13 protein-coding genes are annotated in these 17,001 nt (G+C 42.7%); 8 read left to right on the top strand and 5 right to left on the bottom strand.

From position 1 onward, the window contains the following. Positions 1 to 270: 270 nt before the first annotated feature. Both U9Q77_03750 and U9Q77_03745 read right to left on the bottom strand, forming a co-directional pair. Positions 271 to 792 carry a DapH/DapD/GlmU-related protein gene (locus tag U9Q77_03750; protein ID MEA3286476.1) on the bottom strand — a complete coding sequence of 174 codons (522 nt, stop codon included), beginning with the start codon at positions 790 to 792 and terminating at the stop codon, positions 271 to 273. Between the two features lie 100 nt (positions 793 to 892). Beyond that, positions 893 to 2,119 carry a hypothetical protein gene (locus U9Q77_03745; protein MEA3286475.1) on the bottom strand — a complete coding sequence of 409 codons (1,227 nt, stop codon included), beginning with the start codon at positions 2,117 to 2,119 and terminating at the stop codon, positions 893 to 895. Positions 2,120 to 2,314: 195 nt separating this feature from the next. Between U9Q77_03745 and U9Q77_03740 the strand changes: the two genes are divergently transcribed. From U9Q77_03740 to U9Q77_03730, 3 genes are read left to right on the top strand one after another with little or no spacing between them, the layout of a single operon-like run. Beyond that, entirely contained in the window at positions 2,315 to 3,202 is an 888-nt protein-coding gene (locus U9Q77_03740) for a glycosyltransferase family 2 protein (protein MEA3286474.1), read from the top strand. Next, on the top strand, positions 3,187 to 4,296 hold the full coding sequence (locus U9Q77_03735) for a hypothetical protein (GenBank protein ID MEA3286473.1): 1,110 nt from the start codon (positions 3,187 to 3,189) through the stop codon (positions 4,294 to 4,296). The genes U9Q77_03740 and U9Q77_03735 overlap by 16 nt, the downstream gene beginning before the upstream one ends. After that, positions 4,283 to 5,257, top strand: a complete 975-nt coding sequence (locus U9Q77_03730) for a glycosyltransferase family 2 protein (GenBank protein ID MEA3286472.1) — start codon at positions 4,283 to 4,285, stop codon at positions 5,255 to 5,257. Before U9Q77_03735 ends, U9Q77_03730 begins: the two co-directional genes overlap by 14 nt. On the opposite strand, the gene U9Q77_03725 is transcribed toward U9Q77_03730, so the two are convergent. Further along, positions 5,233 to 7,020: a M3 family oligoendopeptidase gene (locus tag U9Q77_03725; GenBank protein ID MEA3286471.1), complete on the bottom strand. Its 1,788-nt coding sequence runs from the start codon at positions 7,018 to 7,020 to the stop codon at positions 5,233 to 5,235. The two genes, U9Q77_03730 and U9Q77_03725, sit on opposite strands and share 25 nt — an antisense overlap. Positions 7,021 to 8,181: 1,161 nt before the next feature. On the opposite strand from U9Q77_03725, the gene U9Q77_03720 reads away from it, so the two are divergent. Then, positions 8,182 to 8,463 carry a DUF1844 domain-containing protein gene (locus U9Q77_03720; GenBank protein MEA3286470.1) on the top strand — a complete coding sequence of 94 codons (282 nt, stop codon included), beginning with the start codon at positions 8,182 to 8,184 and terminating at the stop codon, positions 8,461 to 8,463. Then, positions 8,460 to 9,239, top strand: a complete 780-nt coding sequence (locus tag U9Q77_03715; GenBank protein MEA3286469.1) for a lysoplasmalogenase — start codon at positions 8,460 to 8,462, stop codon at positions 9,237 to 9,239. Before U9Q77_03720 ends, U9Q77_03715 begins: the two co-directional genes overlap by 4 nt. A 69-nt stretch (positions 9,240 to 9,308) precedes the next feature. Here the strand turns inward: U9Q77_03715 and U9Q77_03710 are convergent, their stop codons facing one another. Both U9Q77_03710 and U9Q77_03705 read right to left on the bottom strand, forming a co-directional pair. Further along, positions 9,309 to 9,674, bottom strand: a complete 366-nt coding sequence (locus U9Q77_03710; GenBank protein MEA3286468.1) for a response regulator — start codon at positions 9,672 to 9,674, stop codon at positions 9,309 to 9,311. 90 nt (positions 9,675 to 9,764) lie between these two features. After that, entirely contained in the window at positions 9,765 to 14,762 is a 4,998-nt protein-coding gene (locus U9Q77_03705; GenBank protein MEA3286467.1) for a PAS domain S-box protein, read from the bottom strand. Between the two features lie 170 nt (positions 14,763 to 14,932). Here U9Q77_03705 and U9Q77_03700 point away from each other — a divergent pair, with 170 nt between their 5' ends. The 3 genes from U9Q77_03700 to U9Q77_03690 all read left to right on the top strand — a co-directional run. Continuing rightward, entirely contained in the window at positions 14,933 to 15,775 is an 843-nt protein-coding gene (locus tag U9Q77_03700; GenBank protein MEA3286466.1) for a DUF3078 domain-containing protein, read from the top strand. 304 nt (positions 15,776 to 16,079) lie between these two features. Continuing rightward, positions 16,080 to 16,295 carry a hypothetical protein gene (locus U9Q77_03695; protein ID MEA3286465.1) on the top strand — a complete coding sequence of 72 codons (216 nt, stop codon included), beginning with the start codon at positions 16,080 to 16,082 and terminating at the stop codon, positions 16,293 to 16,295. Positions 16,296 to 16,343: 48 nt separating this feature from the next. After that, a partial coding sequence (locus tag U9Q77_03690) for a hypothetical protein (GenBank protein MEA3286464.1) occupies positions 16,344 to 17,001 on the top strand: 658 nt, incomplete at its 3' end.

Genomic DNA, 17,001 nt, shown 5'->3' with positions numbered 1-17,001 from the left:
GGGTTATAAAAACCTTAAAAAAGGAGGGCTTTAGCCCAACAATACTGGGCTAAAGCCCTAGGTAATAGTAGGTTATCATACCCCCAAGCTAAAGCATGGGGTAAGCGTTGTCCTTATTCTCACACAGTCTCTATACCCTTATATCCCTGACATCCTCGTCTCCAGGTACGCATTTAGGGGAAGAACCTAAAAAAACAAGGACATGGATCTCGTCGAAATGTTCTTACCTCGTCAACAATCTTCTGGCTTCGATGCACACACCAAACGGGTTTAGAGTAACTTTTTTACTACCCGAGCCGGATTACCAGCAACGATCACATCAGCCGGAACATCCTTGGTGACCACAGAGCCAGCACCGACAGCTGTGTTTTGACCAATTGATACGCCAGGTAGAATAATGCTATGGGCGCCGATCCGGACATTCTTATCAATAAAGATATTTGCTGCACTGCCGGAATGAGGTTTATGGGGATTAGACATAGAGCTGGAAAAATGATCTGATGTCATGAAAACATCTGGACCCACCATAACCCCATCCAAGAGGACGATCTTGGTGTCAGGTCCAGCATAGATCCGGTTGTTATGGTTGATCAGACAATTCTTACCGAGGCTGATATTCTCAGGGTAGGCAAAAGCAGCAGAGGGGGAGATCGTTGTGCCGGAACCCACCTCAGATAAGCGGGGGATCGCCAGAACGTTATCGTGGATAAAAAAGCGGAATCGTTTGAGGCTTTGTCCCCAATAGACGGGAGAAAACAAAACTTGCAACAACAATAAAAATCGATTCAACACGTCAAGGCTCCATTCATTTTAAGAAGTTAGACTTTCCGGAGCTTGTCTCAAGGATTTTGATATCGCTACTCCGACAGGCGGGACAAGGAAAGGCTTTAGTTTAAAGCGGGAAAACCAATTTCTTCCAGGGAACAGAAATGGACCCCGCTCCCGTTTGATCCGGCGGGTTGATCTCCACGGCAAGCAGCTGGTCATGATAATAAAGAACCGTTCTGGCTGGTTCGGAACAGTAAACAGTCAAGCCTTGTAATGCCTCTCTATCAAAGGAATAATTATTACCCGGTAAAATATGAACCGAAGTTAACCCTGACTTTTGGCGAATCTCCAGAGTAAGCTTTTCAGTTAGATCGGCATATTGAAGCAAACGAGCCGAAGTCGTTACTAACAGATCTCTTTTTTGGCTGAAATCTGCCAGGATTTGGAAGCCCCGCTCAACGGCGGCAGGCAGGGGTCGGCCTTCAGGAAGATTTTCATTCATATGAGTATAGAGTAGCATAAAACCGGCGCTGTTTACTAACGAAGCTAAATTAGCTCGCGTAAGCTGAAGAGCCAGATCATCAATATCCGTATTTTTTACTTCACCAAACCGGGAAATAAAGCGCTGAAACTCTTTGAATTGATTTCCATCCTCAAGCTGCGTATTGATCAAAAGTTTATTGTCCATACTTGGTAAGGGACGGTCAAGATTACGATACTTTGTTTGCAAAAGGAGGTTTTGAGCAAGTTGTTGCAAACGATTGCCTCGTGTGAAAGCAGCATCTTGACCACAGACATGAGTTGTTCGTCCTGCCCAGAAATAGCGCGTCCCATGCTCTTTTAGCAGGTCGAAATGGTAGGCTTTTTCGGTTGGATTGGCCCCGTGAAAAGCCGGATAATTCCCCAGTTTTTGATGATTCCTGTCATTTCCATGATTGACCCAGACTGGGAGCCTCACCCCGTGACGATCAAGCTCTTCCAGGGCTTTTTCTGCAAAGGACCGTTCAAACCCACCGGTGTTAAAGTTTCCATAGGAGTGCAGTGTATCGAGATGGCCGGAAGCCCAGAGTTCACGACAGATCGGGGCAAAATCGGTCTCGCTGGTGGAGGTTCCTTTGAAATAACTGATCTGCTCCTGGTCTTCTGCATTAAAGAACCAGAAACTGTTGGAGATCTCCAATCCCAACCCCCTGCCATAGCAGGTCTCCAGCTCAGTGTTTAAGTATTTCATAAACTCCAGATAGCCCGGGAGCGAAACAGCATGATCCACATCGCTGCTGATAGCGAACATGGCTTTATAGGGGTAAGGAAATTTCCTTAAAGAGATCGCTTGGTCAGAATTTGGATTCACGACCTCAATCTATTCGGAACAAAAAGAAGGTGGTAGGGTTTTTAAGGGTGCATTTACGGTGGGCTGGCCGACATAGTGCTTCCCCAGGCAAAGATTGGCTTTAATTTCAACAGGACAATTCGACTGAATCATTTGTGTGGAATATCAAGCCGTAATTTTGGTAAACTGAATTTTAGCAAGGACCCTATCAACAGAATGAACACCGGACTTACATTCTCAATCATCCTACCGGTCTTAAACGATCAGGAGAATCTGGATAGGATTCTTGACCAGTTCTCCAAAAATTCCTGGGATGGAAACTGGGAACTTATCGTGGTGGATGATGGCTCCAGCCAGCCCCTGAGCCTGGGGGTTGATCCGCAATCCCATTGGCGAATTCTAAGAAACAGCGAAAACCGGGGTGTCGCAATATCCAGGAACCGAGGAATAGACAAAGCCAAGGGTGAATACATCATTTTCCTCTCAGTCTTTCTTTCCATACCAGACGATTATATCCAGCAGATAACAGGGTTCACCAAAAAGGTCAAATTCGATTTTGCCCAACACCTGATTGTCCTCGAGCAGAATATCAAAGCCACCCAATTTCAGCGTTTTCTTGGCGCTCACGCCGAACGGATCGATCCGTCTTCAACAAACCTGGCTATTACCAACTGCCAATTTGCCGCAGCAGTGGTAAAAGCTGAGACCGTGAGAGCGGTAGGAGGGTTTGATGAATCAATGCAGCATTACGGGGGTCACGAGTTGGATCTGATCTATCGCCTGGATCAAGCTGGCTATAAGCGACGAGTATTGATTAATGATATTGTACTACAAAGGGTCAAGCTTGAGGAACATAAACGCATTCAAAATCGATTAAGAGAATATGGTCAGGTCGGGCTCCCAAATCTGCTAAATAAACATCCCGAGCTTACACCGATGATATTGAAGAAACCGATTCTATGGACCCTGTTTTCACGTGTTGGGTTTTCCCGTTGGCTTGAAAACCGACTTGGCGGTCTAATTGATTCAAATCAGCCGCTCAGCTTATTTACTTACAGATTATATTTACACATTTTAATGAGGAATGCATGGGACGCCCGCTGAAAATCCTGTATCTACGGACAGAAAACACATCTGGAACCTTACAGCTCTTTGTTGATGCCCATCGAAAGCTGGGTAATGAAGCCCGGTTTGTCACTCTGTTTCCTACTGCAGAGGGTTTTCCTGAGGATATTTGTCTTGATCTCCCCCTGTTGCCCAAATCAAAGGGCTTTAAAAAAGCCAAGGATTTGATCCTGAACCAGAAAGACCTCTATCAAAATGCTCAAGGTTTCCCCCCTCAATGGGCTCCACAAAGAGGTCGAAAAGCATTTTTTGGATTACGAGATAAAATATGGAAACCTTATTTAAAACGGGCTTTCAAAAAACACGGTTTATTGGATTTCGATATTTATCACCTGGAAGGTGGTCATGGGTTTCTTAGAATGTCAGCCTGGCCCCTTGATGAACTGAAAGCACAGGGAAAACATTTTATCGCAAATTACCATGGTGTTGACATGCGTACGCGAGGGGTCTTTCCCTGGATAGATGCACTGATCGATGTGAATACATCAAGCGAGTTGGATCTTTTGGAAAAACATCCCAATATGCAATATGTGTTTTTACCCTACCGGGTGAATCAGCATGTGGCAAAACATGAATTGAACGAACCCTTGAAAATTTGTCATGCCACCCGTGATCGTTACTGGAAAGGCTCCGACATTATCATAAAGGCCTGTCGCAAGCTGGAGAAAAGTCACGGCATTGAATTTGTTTTGATCGAGAACCAGCCTCACGATAAGACCTTGAAAATGAAAGCGTCCTGCGATATCTATATTGATCAGGTGGCAAATTTGGGCGGTTGGGGCTACGGAATGAACTCAATAGAAGCGTTTTCAATGGGATTAGCCTGCTGTACAAACCTATTACCTCAATATGAAGCTTTTTTGGGAGATCATCCGTTTGTGAATGTCCACAAGGAAACACTCCATGAGGATCTGGCCAGACTGGTTAGCGATCCCATGCTTGTAAAACAGAAGAAGAAAGCGGGGCGAACATGGGTAGAGCAAACCCATAGTGTTGAAGCTGTCATGCGTTCCATCTATGGAATATATCTGAAGCAAGGCTGGATAAAGGATTTGCCTCATGACCTGGCCTAAACTTAGTATTGTCATTTTTAGTGACGCTGATCCGGACGGTTGCGTGCGGATATTGACCGATTGTGAACGACTCAAGCACCAGGATCTGGAGTTTGAGGTCATTATGGTGCTTCAGGGGTTAACTGAAAAAGTAGAAAAGATGCTAAAAGCCTATACTTTCTCTTACAACCTGAAGTTTGTGATGGCGGCCAGCAATGCCAATCGAGCAATGGGTCGCAACCAGGGTGTTGCCAGGGCAGTCAACGAGATAATCCTTTTCCTGGATAGTGATCTCGAAATATCCCCCGAACTGCTTTACTATCATTTGGAAGCTTATAGCGATAGTCAAACAGCGGCTGTGATGGGAGAGATATTTCTACCGGAATTTGTAAAAAAGAGTCGCTGGTTACGGTTTATGGACAGTAGCTATCGGAGCACCCGGCGCTGGGCTGCTACTACAGATGTTCAAACATCACCCCCTTTGCGTTATGTGAATACTGCTAATTTCTCAGTGAAAAAAACGTATTACCAGGCCTGTGGTGGACATTGTGAAAGCATTGGTAACCATGAAGCAGAAAATATTGATCTGGCTCACCGCATCAGCGCCTTGAAGCAGGGAATTATCCGTTACCAGCCCGAAGCGATCACCTTTTGTCAACACCCACCCCTCAAGAAGGGATTGCGCATGAAATATGAATTTGGCCTGGAGGGTATTCCCGGCCTGCTTGAATTATATCCTGATCTTTACCCCGTGTTGCCCAGCCGCTTTGTGAAAAGCGCCGAATATGCGTCAGTAAAACCTGTTTTCAGGGCTTTTATGTCGTTGCTTTTCACTCGCCCGGTGTTTTTTGTTGCCCGAGGATTGCGCCTGTTAAGTCCGGAGTTTATCACCTTCCGGATGTTGCGTTACATGCTCCAGTATGAAGCAGTTAGAGGCTTTAGGGCAAGCATTCAAGATCAACCCACCAATTCTTCCAACTGATCGATCAAAGATTCGATATACTTCAGGCTTTTACGCCAGAAATCGGGATGATTGATGTCAGCACCCACAATCCCTGTGATATCGGCCGGACTGGCGGAGCTGCCCATAGACAAAAATTCTTTGTATTTCGGCTTGAAGGAGTCGCCTTCATCCAGGTATTGCTGATACAGAGCCAGAACCAAAAGATTGCCAAAATTATAGGCATAAACATAGAAGGGAACATTGAAAATGTGGGGAATAGAGGACCATTCCCAGGCATACTCTGGCGTAAAAGCGACACTGTCACCAAACATTTTCTTGAGCTCGTTAGTGTAAAGCTTACTCAATTCTTGGGCACTCTGCAGTTGCTCATTGATCGCGGCGTGGGAGGCTATTTCAAAACTACTGAACATATTCTGGCGATGAGAGCTGGCAAAAATGTCTTCCAGTTTTCCGGTCAACATGGATTTTTTCACTTCTACATCAGTCTCTTTTTTTAAGAGTGAATCCGTCAGAACCATTTCGGAGAAAATGGAAGCTGTTTCAGCCAGGGGCAAAATGGAGTGATAATTCATCAGCTTTTGATCGCTAGAGAACATGGCATGAATCGCATGTCCGATCTCATGCGCCATGGTTGACACATCCCGTACTTTGCCGGTGTAATTCAGCAAGACGTAGGGTTTCAGGTCAGGCGTGGAGCTGGAACAGAAAGCGCCACCCCGCTTTTTGGGTTCAACAGGAGCATCAATACGATTTTCGTCAAACATGCTTTTGGCCATTTTGTAAAAATCATTATCAAAAGAACGAAAGCCATCCAATACCAACTTTTGAGCCTCTTCGAAAGAGTAGAATTTAGAAGCTTCCGGCAAGGGAGCATAGATATCAGCCAGGGTCATGGTATCCAACCCCAGTATTTTAGCCTTTAGTTTATAATAGCGATTTACCAGAGTATATGATTCAGTGGTAACTTCATTCAGAGCCTGAATGGCTTCATCACTCAAGTCGTTATGGGTGTTCATGACGCTGATAGGGCTCTTGAAGCCACGCAGGTCGACCTCAATACCATGATCTTTAACCAAAGCATTATACAAATGATTGATTACCAGAGCGTTTTCTTCATAACGAGAGAAAAACAATTGCATGGCACGCTGACGAACATCTGCATCGGGATGTTGACGCAAAGCACGTAGCTGATCGCCATTCAGAGTTTGGGTCTCTCCATCAATTTCAAAGTCAAAAGAAAAAGAGGAGACCAACTCATTGTAAAGCTTTTGGTGGGCACTGGCACCATTTAGATCTTTAAGGTTGATGATCTGTTCTTCTTTTTCACTCAGATTGTAGCGAGCGTTCTTGCGTAGCTTGACAATTTTATAGGCAAAACTAGACAATTCTGAAGACCCTTCGAAACGCGAGAATTGCTCATCAGAAAGGTTTCCAAGCTCAAGGCTGAAAAAGACCAACAAGTTGGATGTTACGGAGGAGTGTTGCTCAATTTTTGCCAAGAGGGCTTTGGTCTTATCGTCGGTTGTGTCTACTGCATACAAAAGATTAATGTATTGACTCAGGCGGTAGAGGGGTCCGCTGATAGATTCTAATTTTTCGTAGGCTTCTGCTAATCCAGCCGGGCTTAAATCGCCCAGTTTACCTTTAAATTGTTCAACAAAATCCTCGGCCGCAACTCGGCTATCTGTCAAAACAAGACTGATTTTCGGGTCATCAAGCCCGCTAAAGAGTTCCTGTAGATCCCAGCGAATAGTTTCTGCTCCAGTGGTTTGTGTGCTCATGTGGTCCTCCAGTAAAGTCCAAGTGTTTATTTCGAGTCAACCAGGCCGGTTTTGATCCAACCCCGTCGGCAACATTTATCCTAATCGGTAAACAATCTAATCCAGCAACCCTGAAAGCAATCGCAGTATTTTAACTTACAGAAGTTTCTCTAAAATAGTTGTAATTGACTCAGTATGAGGTGAATACACCTTAAGTGACCTATGGAGTTTGCGCAAAACACTGTTACCAGTAACTATTGACGAAATTCAGTTGAAGGTTGTGGCGTTTTGTAATGACCCCATGCTTTAGCTTGAGGGGTTAACAGATCACTAGAAACTCAGGGCTTTAGCCCGACTGTGTAGCTGGTTGTCTTGGGCTAAAGCCCTTTTGGAGGTGAGTCCCAGATCCCCACGCTAAAGAGCCTGTGTGAAAACTTCTTTGGCGCCGGAATAATTGCTTGCTAATATTAGCTTTAGTTGTCTACGTATAGTACTGTTACTATTGATACTTACCCCAGGCTTCAGCCTGGGGGTTATAAAAACCTTAAAAAAAAGGAGGGCTTTAGCCCAACAATACTGGGCTAAAGCCCTAGCCTGCATTATTCATGAATTATTGCCACGAAGACACTAAGTCACGAAAAGTATTAAAGTTATGAACAAGGTCATTTTAAACAGTATTATTTGCATCTGTGAGTGATAATTTTTGATAAGCATATATTTTATTTAACTTTGTGTCTTGGTGACTTAGTGGCTATGAATTATTTAGGCTAGGTAATAGTAGGTTATCATACCCCCAAGCTAAAGCATGGGGTAAGCGTTGTCCTTATTCTCACACAGCCTCTATACCCATATATCCCTGACATCCTCGTCTCCAGGTACGCATTTAGGGGAAGAACCTCATATATTATGGTTTCTTAATACTTTATGAACGTGATTGAAAATCTTCTGTAACTTATAACCCCACGAGAAAAGGATTCTGCTAAAAACACAGGAGGCAGGACAAAAAGAGAAAAAAGATTCCAAGCATGGAGCAAGATAGTTTAGCTTGCGGGGAATAGATAGAATCGCTAATTGTCAGAAAAACGAAACAAATTATGGATTATTGGTGATCGGGTGTTGATTTACCCGGTGTCTCAGGATGTTTGACAAAAATCCAGTTTTTAAATATTTCAAAGGAATGAAATGACCGCTTCAAAAAAAATTGATCCCAACGACCTGTTTACTGTACTCGTTACCCAGTTAAGTTCAAGCGCCTGGAGTCAACTTGGTGTAAATCCTAATCCGCTCACTGGAAAAAAGCTGAAAAATCTGGAGGCTGCTGAAATGACCATTGGAATCTTGGAAGCACTCCTTTTCAAAACAGCCGGAAACCTTAATAAGCGTGAAGACAAGCTACTGGCAGGGTTAGTTCGAGAACTGAAATCCGCTTTAGTAAAAGTTGACGGAACCGCAAAAAGTAATTGAATAATTATGAAACACGACCTAATTCCATTAAATACAATCACATACAGCATGTTGGGCTATATTCTTATTTATCAACACTTTGCGAGAGGGACTTTTTACGAGGGTGTCAAAGACCACCAAAATATTTTCCAGGGAAGGAAAATAAGTTGATACTGCTGCTTTCTGCTTTTGCGATTACATCAGCCGTTTTGCACATACGGGCAGATTTCAAACAACGTTGGAACCAAACCTATATTTTCAAGCCATTAACTTTGGCAATAATCATTCTGATCGCGTTGTTTCAAGCGAGTGAAGTTTCTATATTTTATAAAACTATGATTATTCTGGGCTTAATGGTTTCAATGGCAGGTGATGTCTTCCTAATGAAGCGGACCGACAAGTTTATACAGGGGCTATCCAGTTTTTTTATGGCTCACCTGCTCTATCTGGCTGCCTTTATCAGTAGCTCGGGCTTTCCAACAAATTATTACCTCTTGATACCAGGACTTGTAATAGCCCTACTTTTCCTTAAAATATTGCTTCCCCGGGCAGGAAAAATGGCAATTCCAGTTACTTTTTATATTATTATTCTGGTTATGATGCTATGGCAATCAAGCGACAGAATGATTCTTTCTTATACTTCCAGTAGTATTCTGGCTTTTTTAGGAACTGGCTTTTTTGTTTTTTCGGACGCGACCCTGGGAATCAATCGATTTGTAAAAAAGTCAAGTGGAGGCCAGGCATTAGTTCTTTTAACTTACTATACAGCCCAACTCTTTATTGCGTATTCTGTATAAACAAGCAGCTCCACAGAAGCAAAAGCGATAAATGCTTTAATGTTGTTGATAAAAGAAGGATGGCTGGACTTATAAACGCTCATCAAGCATGGCTTTGATTCTTAGAGCACTAACGGGCTTTACAAAATACCCCAGGGGATTCAAAGCTTTGATCTTGCCAATAACATCATCATCGTGATATCCGGTAAGAAAGAGAATTTTCGTGTCGATCAGTGAGAGAATTTTTGCCGCAGCTTCAAGACCATTCATTCCCCCGGGTAAATTTACATCCATAAGAACCACATCAGGTTTTTCCTCTTCTGCAATGATCAGGGCGCGATCTGCCCGTGTGGCTAACGGACACACAAGATAACCAAGTTCTTCTAAACCCATTTTCAGAGAGGAAGCTGTGATCACTTCGTCTTCTACCAGTAAAACCTTCTTTGCTTTAGCCATTTAAACAACACTTCCTTATCTTGTAGTTGTTTGAAATTATTGAATATAACCATTGATTTAAAGTGTGCACAAACAAAACCTTACGACTCGCTACTCCAGCACCAGGGAAGGGATCTTAATATGATACATCAGGCCATTCGCAGATATTGTTGTGATATCTCCAAACAATTGAAGCCTGATAATATCCTGAATAATACGCATCCCCAGTGAAGTGGATCGCCCAGGGTTAAAACCCTTTTTAAGGCCGATACCATTATCACCTATCTTAAGGTCAAGACCACGATCCTTCCAGGTTTTTATTGAAACAGTGATCTGACCATCACAATTATCAGGAAAAGCATATTTTAAGGTATTGCTGACCACCTCATTGATCACCAGACCCAGGGGAACAGCGAACTGAATATCAACCGGAATAGCTTCAGACTCAAAATTCAAGACGATCTCCCCTGTAGATGTCTGATAAGCAGTCAGCAAGCGATTGATCAGTTTTTCCAGATAGTCATCCAACTGGATTACATCAAGTCTTTTTGAGCGGTATAAAAGATCATGAACCATACCCATACTGGCAATTCTATTGACCATTTCTTCAATCACGGCCAGGGTGGCTTTCTGAGTTGTTTTATAGCTATGCATCTCCAGGAGGCCGACGATCACCTGCATATTGTTCTTGGTACGATGATAGACCTCTTTCAACAAGACATCTTTTTCGTTTACCAGTGCTTTCAGATCCTGCTCTCTGATCGTTAGTTCTTCTGTCTGGTTAAGCAACTCAGCATCTGTTTTAGCGCGGACCAGCGCACCACCGATCTGATTGGCAAAAATCTTGAGTTTTTCAATATCATCCTCTGTAAACTTGTTGGCGGTGTAGCTTTGCAGTGAGAAAACACCGATTTGGTCTCCCTCCCAGAAAAGAGGCACAAAAACCAAGGATTTGCTCTTTCGAGAAACATCACCAAAGACATCCAGCGAAACGGTTTTACAGCCCTTTTTTCTATTGATCAACAGGGGGCGTGGTATACTCATTACTTCAGCATTTTTATGGAAATCAAAGAGAGAGGAATCAATCGCTATTTCCTGTGGTCGATCATCTCCGAGAAAGGTGTCCTCTGCATACAGATTTCTAGCCAGATGATTAGGGATATCTATTTGATAGAGGGCAAAAGCATCCTGAGAGAAAAGGTCATACAGAACAGTCGCCGCTATTTGACCAACCTCCCAGGGTTGCAGCGGAACGGTTAAAGCGCGGGTCATTTTGCGCAGTGCCTCCCGAAATATTTCATTCGCCTTGCGTTCACTGATGTCTCTGGCAAAATAGAGAACAGCTTGTTTTCCACCCATTACCATCGTGCCAACCCTTAGCTCAACCGGAAAGCGTGAACCGTCCTGACGGATATGATTGGTTTCAATAGTAATAGAAGATTGATCTTCGGCTAGTTTATTTAACCGCTTTACAGAAAGCTGCTTTCTGAAGTCAGGATCAAATTCTTTGAGGTTCAAACTGAAAAGTTGTTTTTCGCTATAGCCAAGTGACTCTGCGGCACGCTGATTAAAAGCCAAAATATCACCCCGAAGCGAAGATACGAAAAGCGCGTCACCGGCATTCTCGATAATACTGCGATATTTTTCTTCACTTTCCTGTAGTTCATTTTTTTTGGCAGTTAACTCTTCATCCTTCCGGGTACGCATCAGTGCGCCACCGATCTGGTCAGCGAAAGTTTGAATATCACCAAGATCACTATTTGAGTATTTATTATCGGTATAACTTTGCACAGTGAGAATGCCAATATTATTGTTTTCCCAAACAATTGGTGCAAAAAGTAGTGAATGACTTAGGCGACCCGACCCAAAAGGACGGTTATTCCGAAGTTTTTTTAATTGTTGAGCCGACCGGTTACGAACATGGACAATTGCGTTCAGTTTAAAAAAATCAGAACGAACCTCTGAAAAAGCAGTGTCGCCAACTGAAACCTCTCGAGGTGTTTTTTCTGTTCTAAAAGTATCCTCTGAATACACCCCAAGGATCATTTGGTTTTCAGTATCAAAAAACTCGACGGCAAAAGCATCGGAGTCAAAAAAGGAGCGAATAGCTCTAGCGGCTAGTTGACCAACCGTGTGCATGCTTGTGGAATCATTCAAGTCATGAGCTAGCTTGCGCAAAGACAGTTCGCGGAGTTCAGTCAATTTGCGTTGAGTGATATTTCTGGAAAAGCACAGAATATTAGGTTTACGAGCTATTTCACACAAGCTGATCCGTTGCTCAACAGGAAAACTTAGATTTGTTTTGGTTCTATAATTTGATTCTAATGTGTATGAATTTTTTTCGCCTTTAAGCGAAGCGATCTTTTCCCTGTTTAAGGTTCTGAAGAATTGCGGGTCGATATCTCTGATGTTTAAATCCAATAATTCTTCTTGCGTATACCCAAGAGCACTGCAAAACTGCTCATTCACAATATGAATATTTCCACCTAGAGTGGCTACAAAAACAGCATCTCCAGCATTTTCAATGAGTGCCCGATATTTTTTTTCTTCGCGAACCAGTAACTTACGTTGCTCTTCAAGCTGTTCTTCACGCTGAGCTCGCACCAAAGCACCACCGATTTGATCCGAAAAAGACTGAAGCAAGGGCAGGTCAGCATCACTGTAAGTGTTTTGAGTGTAGCTCTGAACTGAAACCAGACCAATGTTTTTACCTTCCCAGCGAATAGGAACAAACAATAAAGAATGACTCAACCGATTATCCCCAAAAGGAATGGTTTCGATACCCCTATTGATTTCTGCCGGCGTTCGATTTGTACAGAAAGCAGTAAAGTCAGGGCTAAACCAATCGGAGCTTAAGTCTGAAAAGGGAATATTATATGATTTTACTTCCTGGGGCTTGGATTTATCAACAAAGGTATCTTCCGAATAAATGCCGTGGACTATTTCATCGGCATAATTGTATAGATCGAGACTAAAAGCATCACTCTTAAAAACACCCCGAATGATTTCAGCGGAGATTTTACCGACACGATGAACATCCAGGGTATTGGTCAGGTTGTAGGCCAGTTCACGTTGAGCGATCTGGTAAGATTCCACCTGTTTTTTTTCTGTTACATCCTGTATGGATGTCAGAAATCCGATAACCTTTTTCTGGTGATCCAAATGAGGAATATATTGAATATCAAGGGAACAATTACGACCAGTTAGTGCTTTGGTATCACGAGAATATGCTTGTGGTTCACCACTCTTAATCTTGGCAAGGCGGGGTTTAATGAAACGATAGGTCTTGAGTGGCAGGATCTGTTTCATAGAATTTCCAACTATTGCTGATTTTGGTTGTTGGTTCCAGTCAGCGTAAGCCTGGTTTGCGTACAGATAATTTTCATCGACATCTGCATACGCAAACAGGCCGGGAATCGTATCAATAATAAGTTCCAGCAACCGCTTATTCTCTGCCAGGGCTTTCCGGGAGAGCTCACGTTCTGTGATATCCTCGACTTGAGCTAGAACGGCAAACACGTTTTTATCCTGATCAAACACGGGTATAAAGACAATGAAGAACTCAAAAAGCCGACCCTTCTTTGATTCAAAGGTGTAGAAAAAATCAGCTTTGTGCCCCTGTTTGACAGCATCCATCTGAGCCAGGCTAGCTGTCACGGCATCTGGAACTATAAGGTCAGCCATGTTTCCATTTAGAAGAGCGGTTCTTTTTATTCCGAACCAATCAACACATGCTCGATTTACATATAATAGATTGAAATCAAGATCCATTAGAACAATGAAGTGGGTTACATGATCAGTAATCAATTCAAGTTGTTGTTGATTCTCCAGCAGGGCTTGACGTGCATCAACCCGGTCAGTGGTGTCGATAAAGGAGACCATAACCGAAGGCTTATCCATATACATGATGGGCACACCACGAGAGTCAACATTACGAACCTCCCCGTTTGCCCTCAGATATTTTTGTTCTCCGGCGATTGTTGCCAGGCCATCATTTTGGATCAATAATGCATTTTCCAAAGCCTTTTCCCGAGAATCTTCATGTACGAAAGAGAAAATATCCTGACCGATATAGTCTGAAAGGGTTCCCTTGCCAGCGAAGACAAGAGCCGCCTGGTTTACATAAACGATCACACCATCCTGGTGAACAATAATGGGGTTGGGGTTGGCTTCAAATAAATTGCGAAAGTTTTCCTCGCTAGCGCGCAGCAGATCCTGATCACGTTTTTGTTCGGTGATATCTCGAAAGGAGGTGACAATGGCTGTCTGCCCCTTATAATCAATAACAGCGGCGTTAGCCTCGACATCTCGAACGGCTCCATCAGCGGTAAGGAATTGTTGCAAGGTTGGCCGGTTGGCCTGTTTTGAAGTAAGGAGTTGCTTGATTCTGTTTTTGGATTGAACGAGTGAGTCGGGGTGAATGAAGTCAGAAATGGGTTTACCAATATATTTTTCGTTCGTTTTGCTGTTAAAGAATCTCAGAGCAGCTTGATTTGCATCGAGGATGACTGTTCCATCGTGAACCACAACAGGATCGGGGGAATTTGTAAACAGGGTCTGATAGCGTTCCTCGCTTGAGGCGAGCAGATGCTCTTTCTTTTTAAGGGAATCATGCAGGCGGGCGTGATGCAGGGCAAACGAGAGGCGCTGGGAGAGCAAAGCAATGGTGGATCGGACCTCTTTACTAATTCCAGAGACATTTTTAGAGCCAACATTTAAAGAACCAACAACGGTTTCACCTATAAGCAGAGGAACCAAAAGGTAGGATTGAATTCCGCGAGACTTGAGGGCATTTTCAAAAGAATTCAGGCGTTTTTGTTGAGCAAGCGCTTTTCGATAACGGGGTGATTTTTGGGAGATGGTCTGTTTCAGGGATGTTTTGTTTAGGAGTTTCTCTTGGTCGGCCAAGGTTACGGAATGTGAACCTTCAAAAGTAAACACATCAGAATCAGTATTGGCGTTATTGGCCAGGGAAAGAGAAATACTATCGAATTTGAACGTAGAGTAAAAAAATAAAAGAGCATTGCGGATAACTTTCTCGTAGTCTGGCCTGGAGATCTGTTGGTCAAAGTCAATCAATATTCGAATGATATCTGCGGGTTTTAGCATAGATTTCCTTTTTCAAAATTAGGCCACAAATTTCGTTTATTGCCAGGAATAAAGCAAACCCTTAAAGAGAACAAAACGGTTGATTTTGGAAGCAAAACGGGGAGGAATTTTGTCTTGAATTAGCAGGAATCCGCAGTTAATTCAGGGCAATAAATGGAGGAAAGAAGAAAATGAAAACAGGAAAAATAAGTATACTGATTATTTTTGGGATGTGGGGACTGCTCAACGGTGAAGAGATATCGAGAGGTGTTTGGGAAAAAGCTGTTATTGGTGGTGTTAACATGACCCAAACCGGGTTTGACAACTGGGTTGCTGGTGGTGAAAGTGCTTTTGCCTGGCAGATCAATTTGAATTTTAAATTCGTACAGGATCTTGAAAAAACCAATTGGTCGAATTCTGGCAAGTTTGCCTATGGCGCGACCAAAACGGGTGAAGCAAACATGCGAAAATCAGTAGATGAAATTAAGCTAGAGAGTGTTTTGACATACAAATTAGGAACCGTTGTTAATCCTTTTGCAGCGATTACAGGTGAATCGCAGTTTGCAGCCGGGTTTGACTATTCGGCAGAACCTTCAACCCAGATCTCAGCTTTTCTGGATCCAGGATATTTCAGGGAGAGCTTTGGTGTTGGCTATGATGTAAGAGAGGGAATCAAAACCCGTATGGGGCTGGCGTTAAAGCAGACCGTAACCACGGATTATGCTTTTCCATACGCAGACGATGTCACGACAGTTGCAGTAGAGACCTTGCGAAATGAAGTTGGAGCTGAATCGGTTACTGACATATCTGTGGAGGTATCGGAAACCTCGAGATACACCTCAAAGCTTGAATTGTTCACCAGCTTTAAAGCTTTGGATGAAACGGATGTAAATTGGGACAACACTCTAACGGTGAAGGTTAATGATTACATTCACATGAATCTGAATGTGAAAGTGATCTACGATAAAGATTTATCTGCCAAGCGTCAGATCAAACAGGCAATGGCACTGGGGTTGAATTACACCTTTATTTGATAGAAGTAAAACATGTTAAAAATACGCCCGCTTTTCAAGGCGGGTTTTTTTATTTGCATTCGGGCTTGTAGAATGTTAACATAGCGTTGCCGAAAAGCAAAAACCCTTCATACAAACCAAAAGAAGAAATGTCGATCTAAGTAGCTACAACATTTAGTTTGTTGAGATGTCATAGTTTTAACATGACAGATTTGTCTTTCGGTTCACAGGGCTTCCGGAAATAACAGGAAGTTATAAATCAAACGCGAACAGGGTAGTAGTTTTATCTTTTAGATAAAACTAACCCAAAAAGAAAGGGAACATTATGTTTCAATTAAGACGTATCCTTTTAAGTGGGCTGGTGGCGCTTTTGATGGTAGGAATGGTAACGGCAGGTGATACAGCCGAGTTACCGGATAATGATGAAGTAGAGCGAAGCTTTATTGGAAGCTTTGTTGGTGGTAAGTGCTTTGATAACTTGCATTGGAAGTGTCTCCACATTGAGTTTACAGGTGCATTTGATATCCCGCTTCCATTTTAACTAGAAAAAAAGGGGGCTCATAAAGAGCCCCCTTTTTAAGGAACAACAATGACAAAATTGTTTATTATAGTTGTAGCTGCAACAGTTTTTAATGGTTCACTCCTTTCAGAAGTGAAACCAGTAATTCATTTAAACAAGCTATTATCTATAAGCCAAAGTGAAGGTCTATGGCCATACGGAGTCGCTTCGAGCAATCTTATTGAAAAGGGAATTGGAACTATTTCCGTAAAGCAGAAGATAATCTATTATGACATAGAATCTGGAGAAATTATTCAAACAATGAAACTGGATCAAAGGAAAAGATATAGCATGGATCCAATATCTTTTGGTTTCATAAAGGGCAATATAGCAAGTATATACTTTAACCCGTCGATTGGTATAGTTAAATTTGGTATCTTTGATTTATTGAGTGGTAAAGTGATGAGATCGGTTGACCATCACATGTCTAGCGACAGAAAAAAACTTGTATATCTAAAAGAAGAGGACTCCTTTGTTGTTGGCGGACTGTTTATGACAGGGTATAAAAAAATATTAGACCTGTACGATGAAAACTCATTTAATCCATCACAGTATTCTCTTTCAAAATTCAGGGAGTTCTTTGAGAAAAATAGAGCGTATTCTTTGTGCAAATACGACCAACAATTAAATATAATTGATTCAGCAGATTTTGTGTCACACACGGGTGAAAATCTGGAGGTTTACATAA

The organism is Candidatus Neomarinimicrobiota bacterium (assembly GCA_034716895.1).
Classification (GTDB): domain Bacteria; phylum Fidelibacterota; class UBA8477; order UBA8477; family JABMPR01; genus JABMPR01.
The sequence above is the reverse complement of the archived record's forward strand: the minus strand, read 5'-3'. Positions and strand labels throughout refer to the sequence as shown.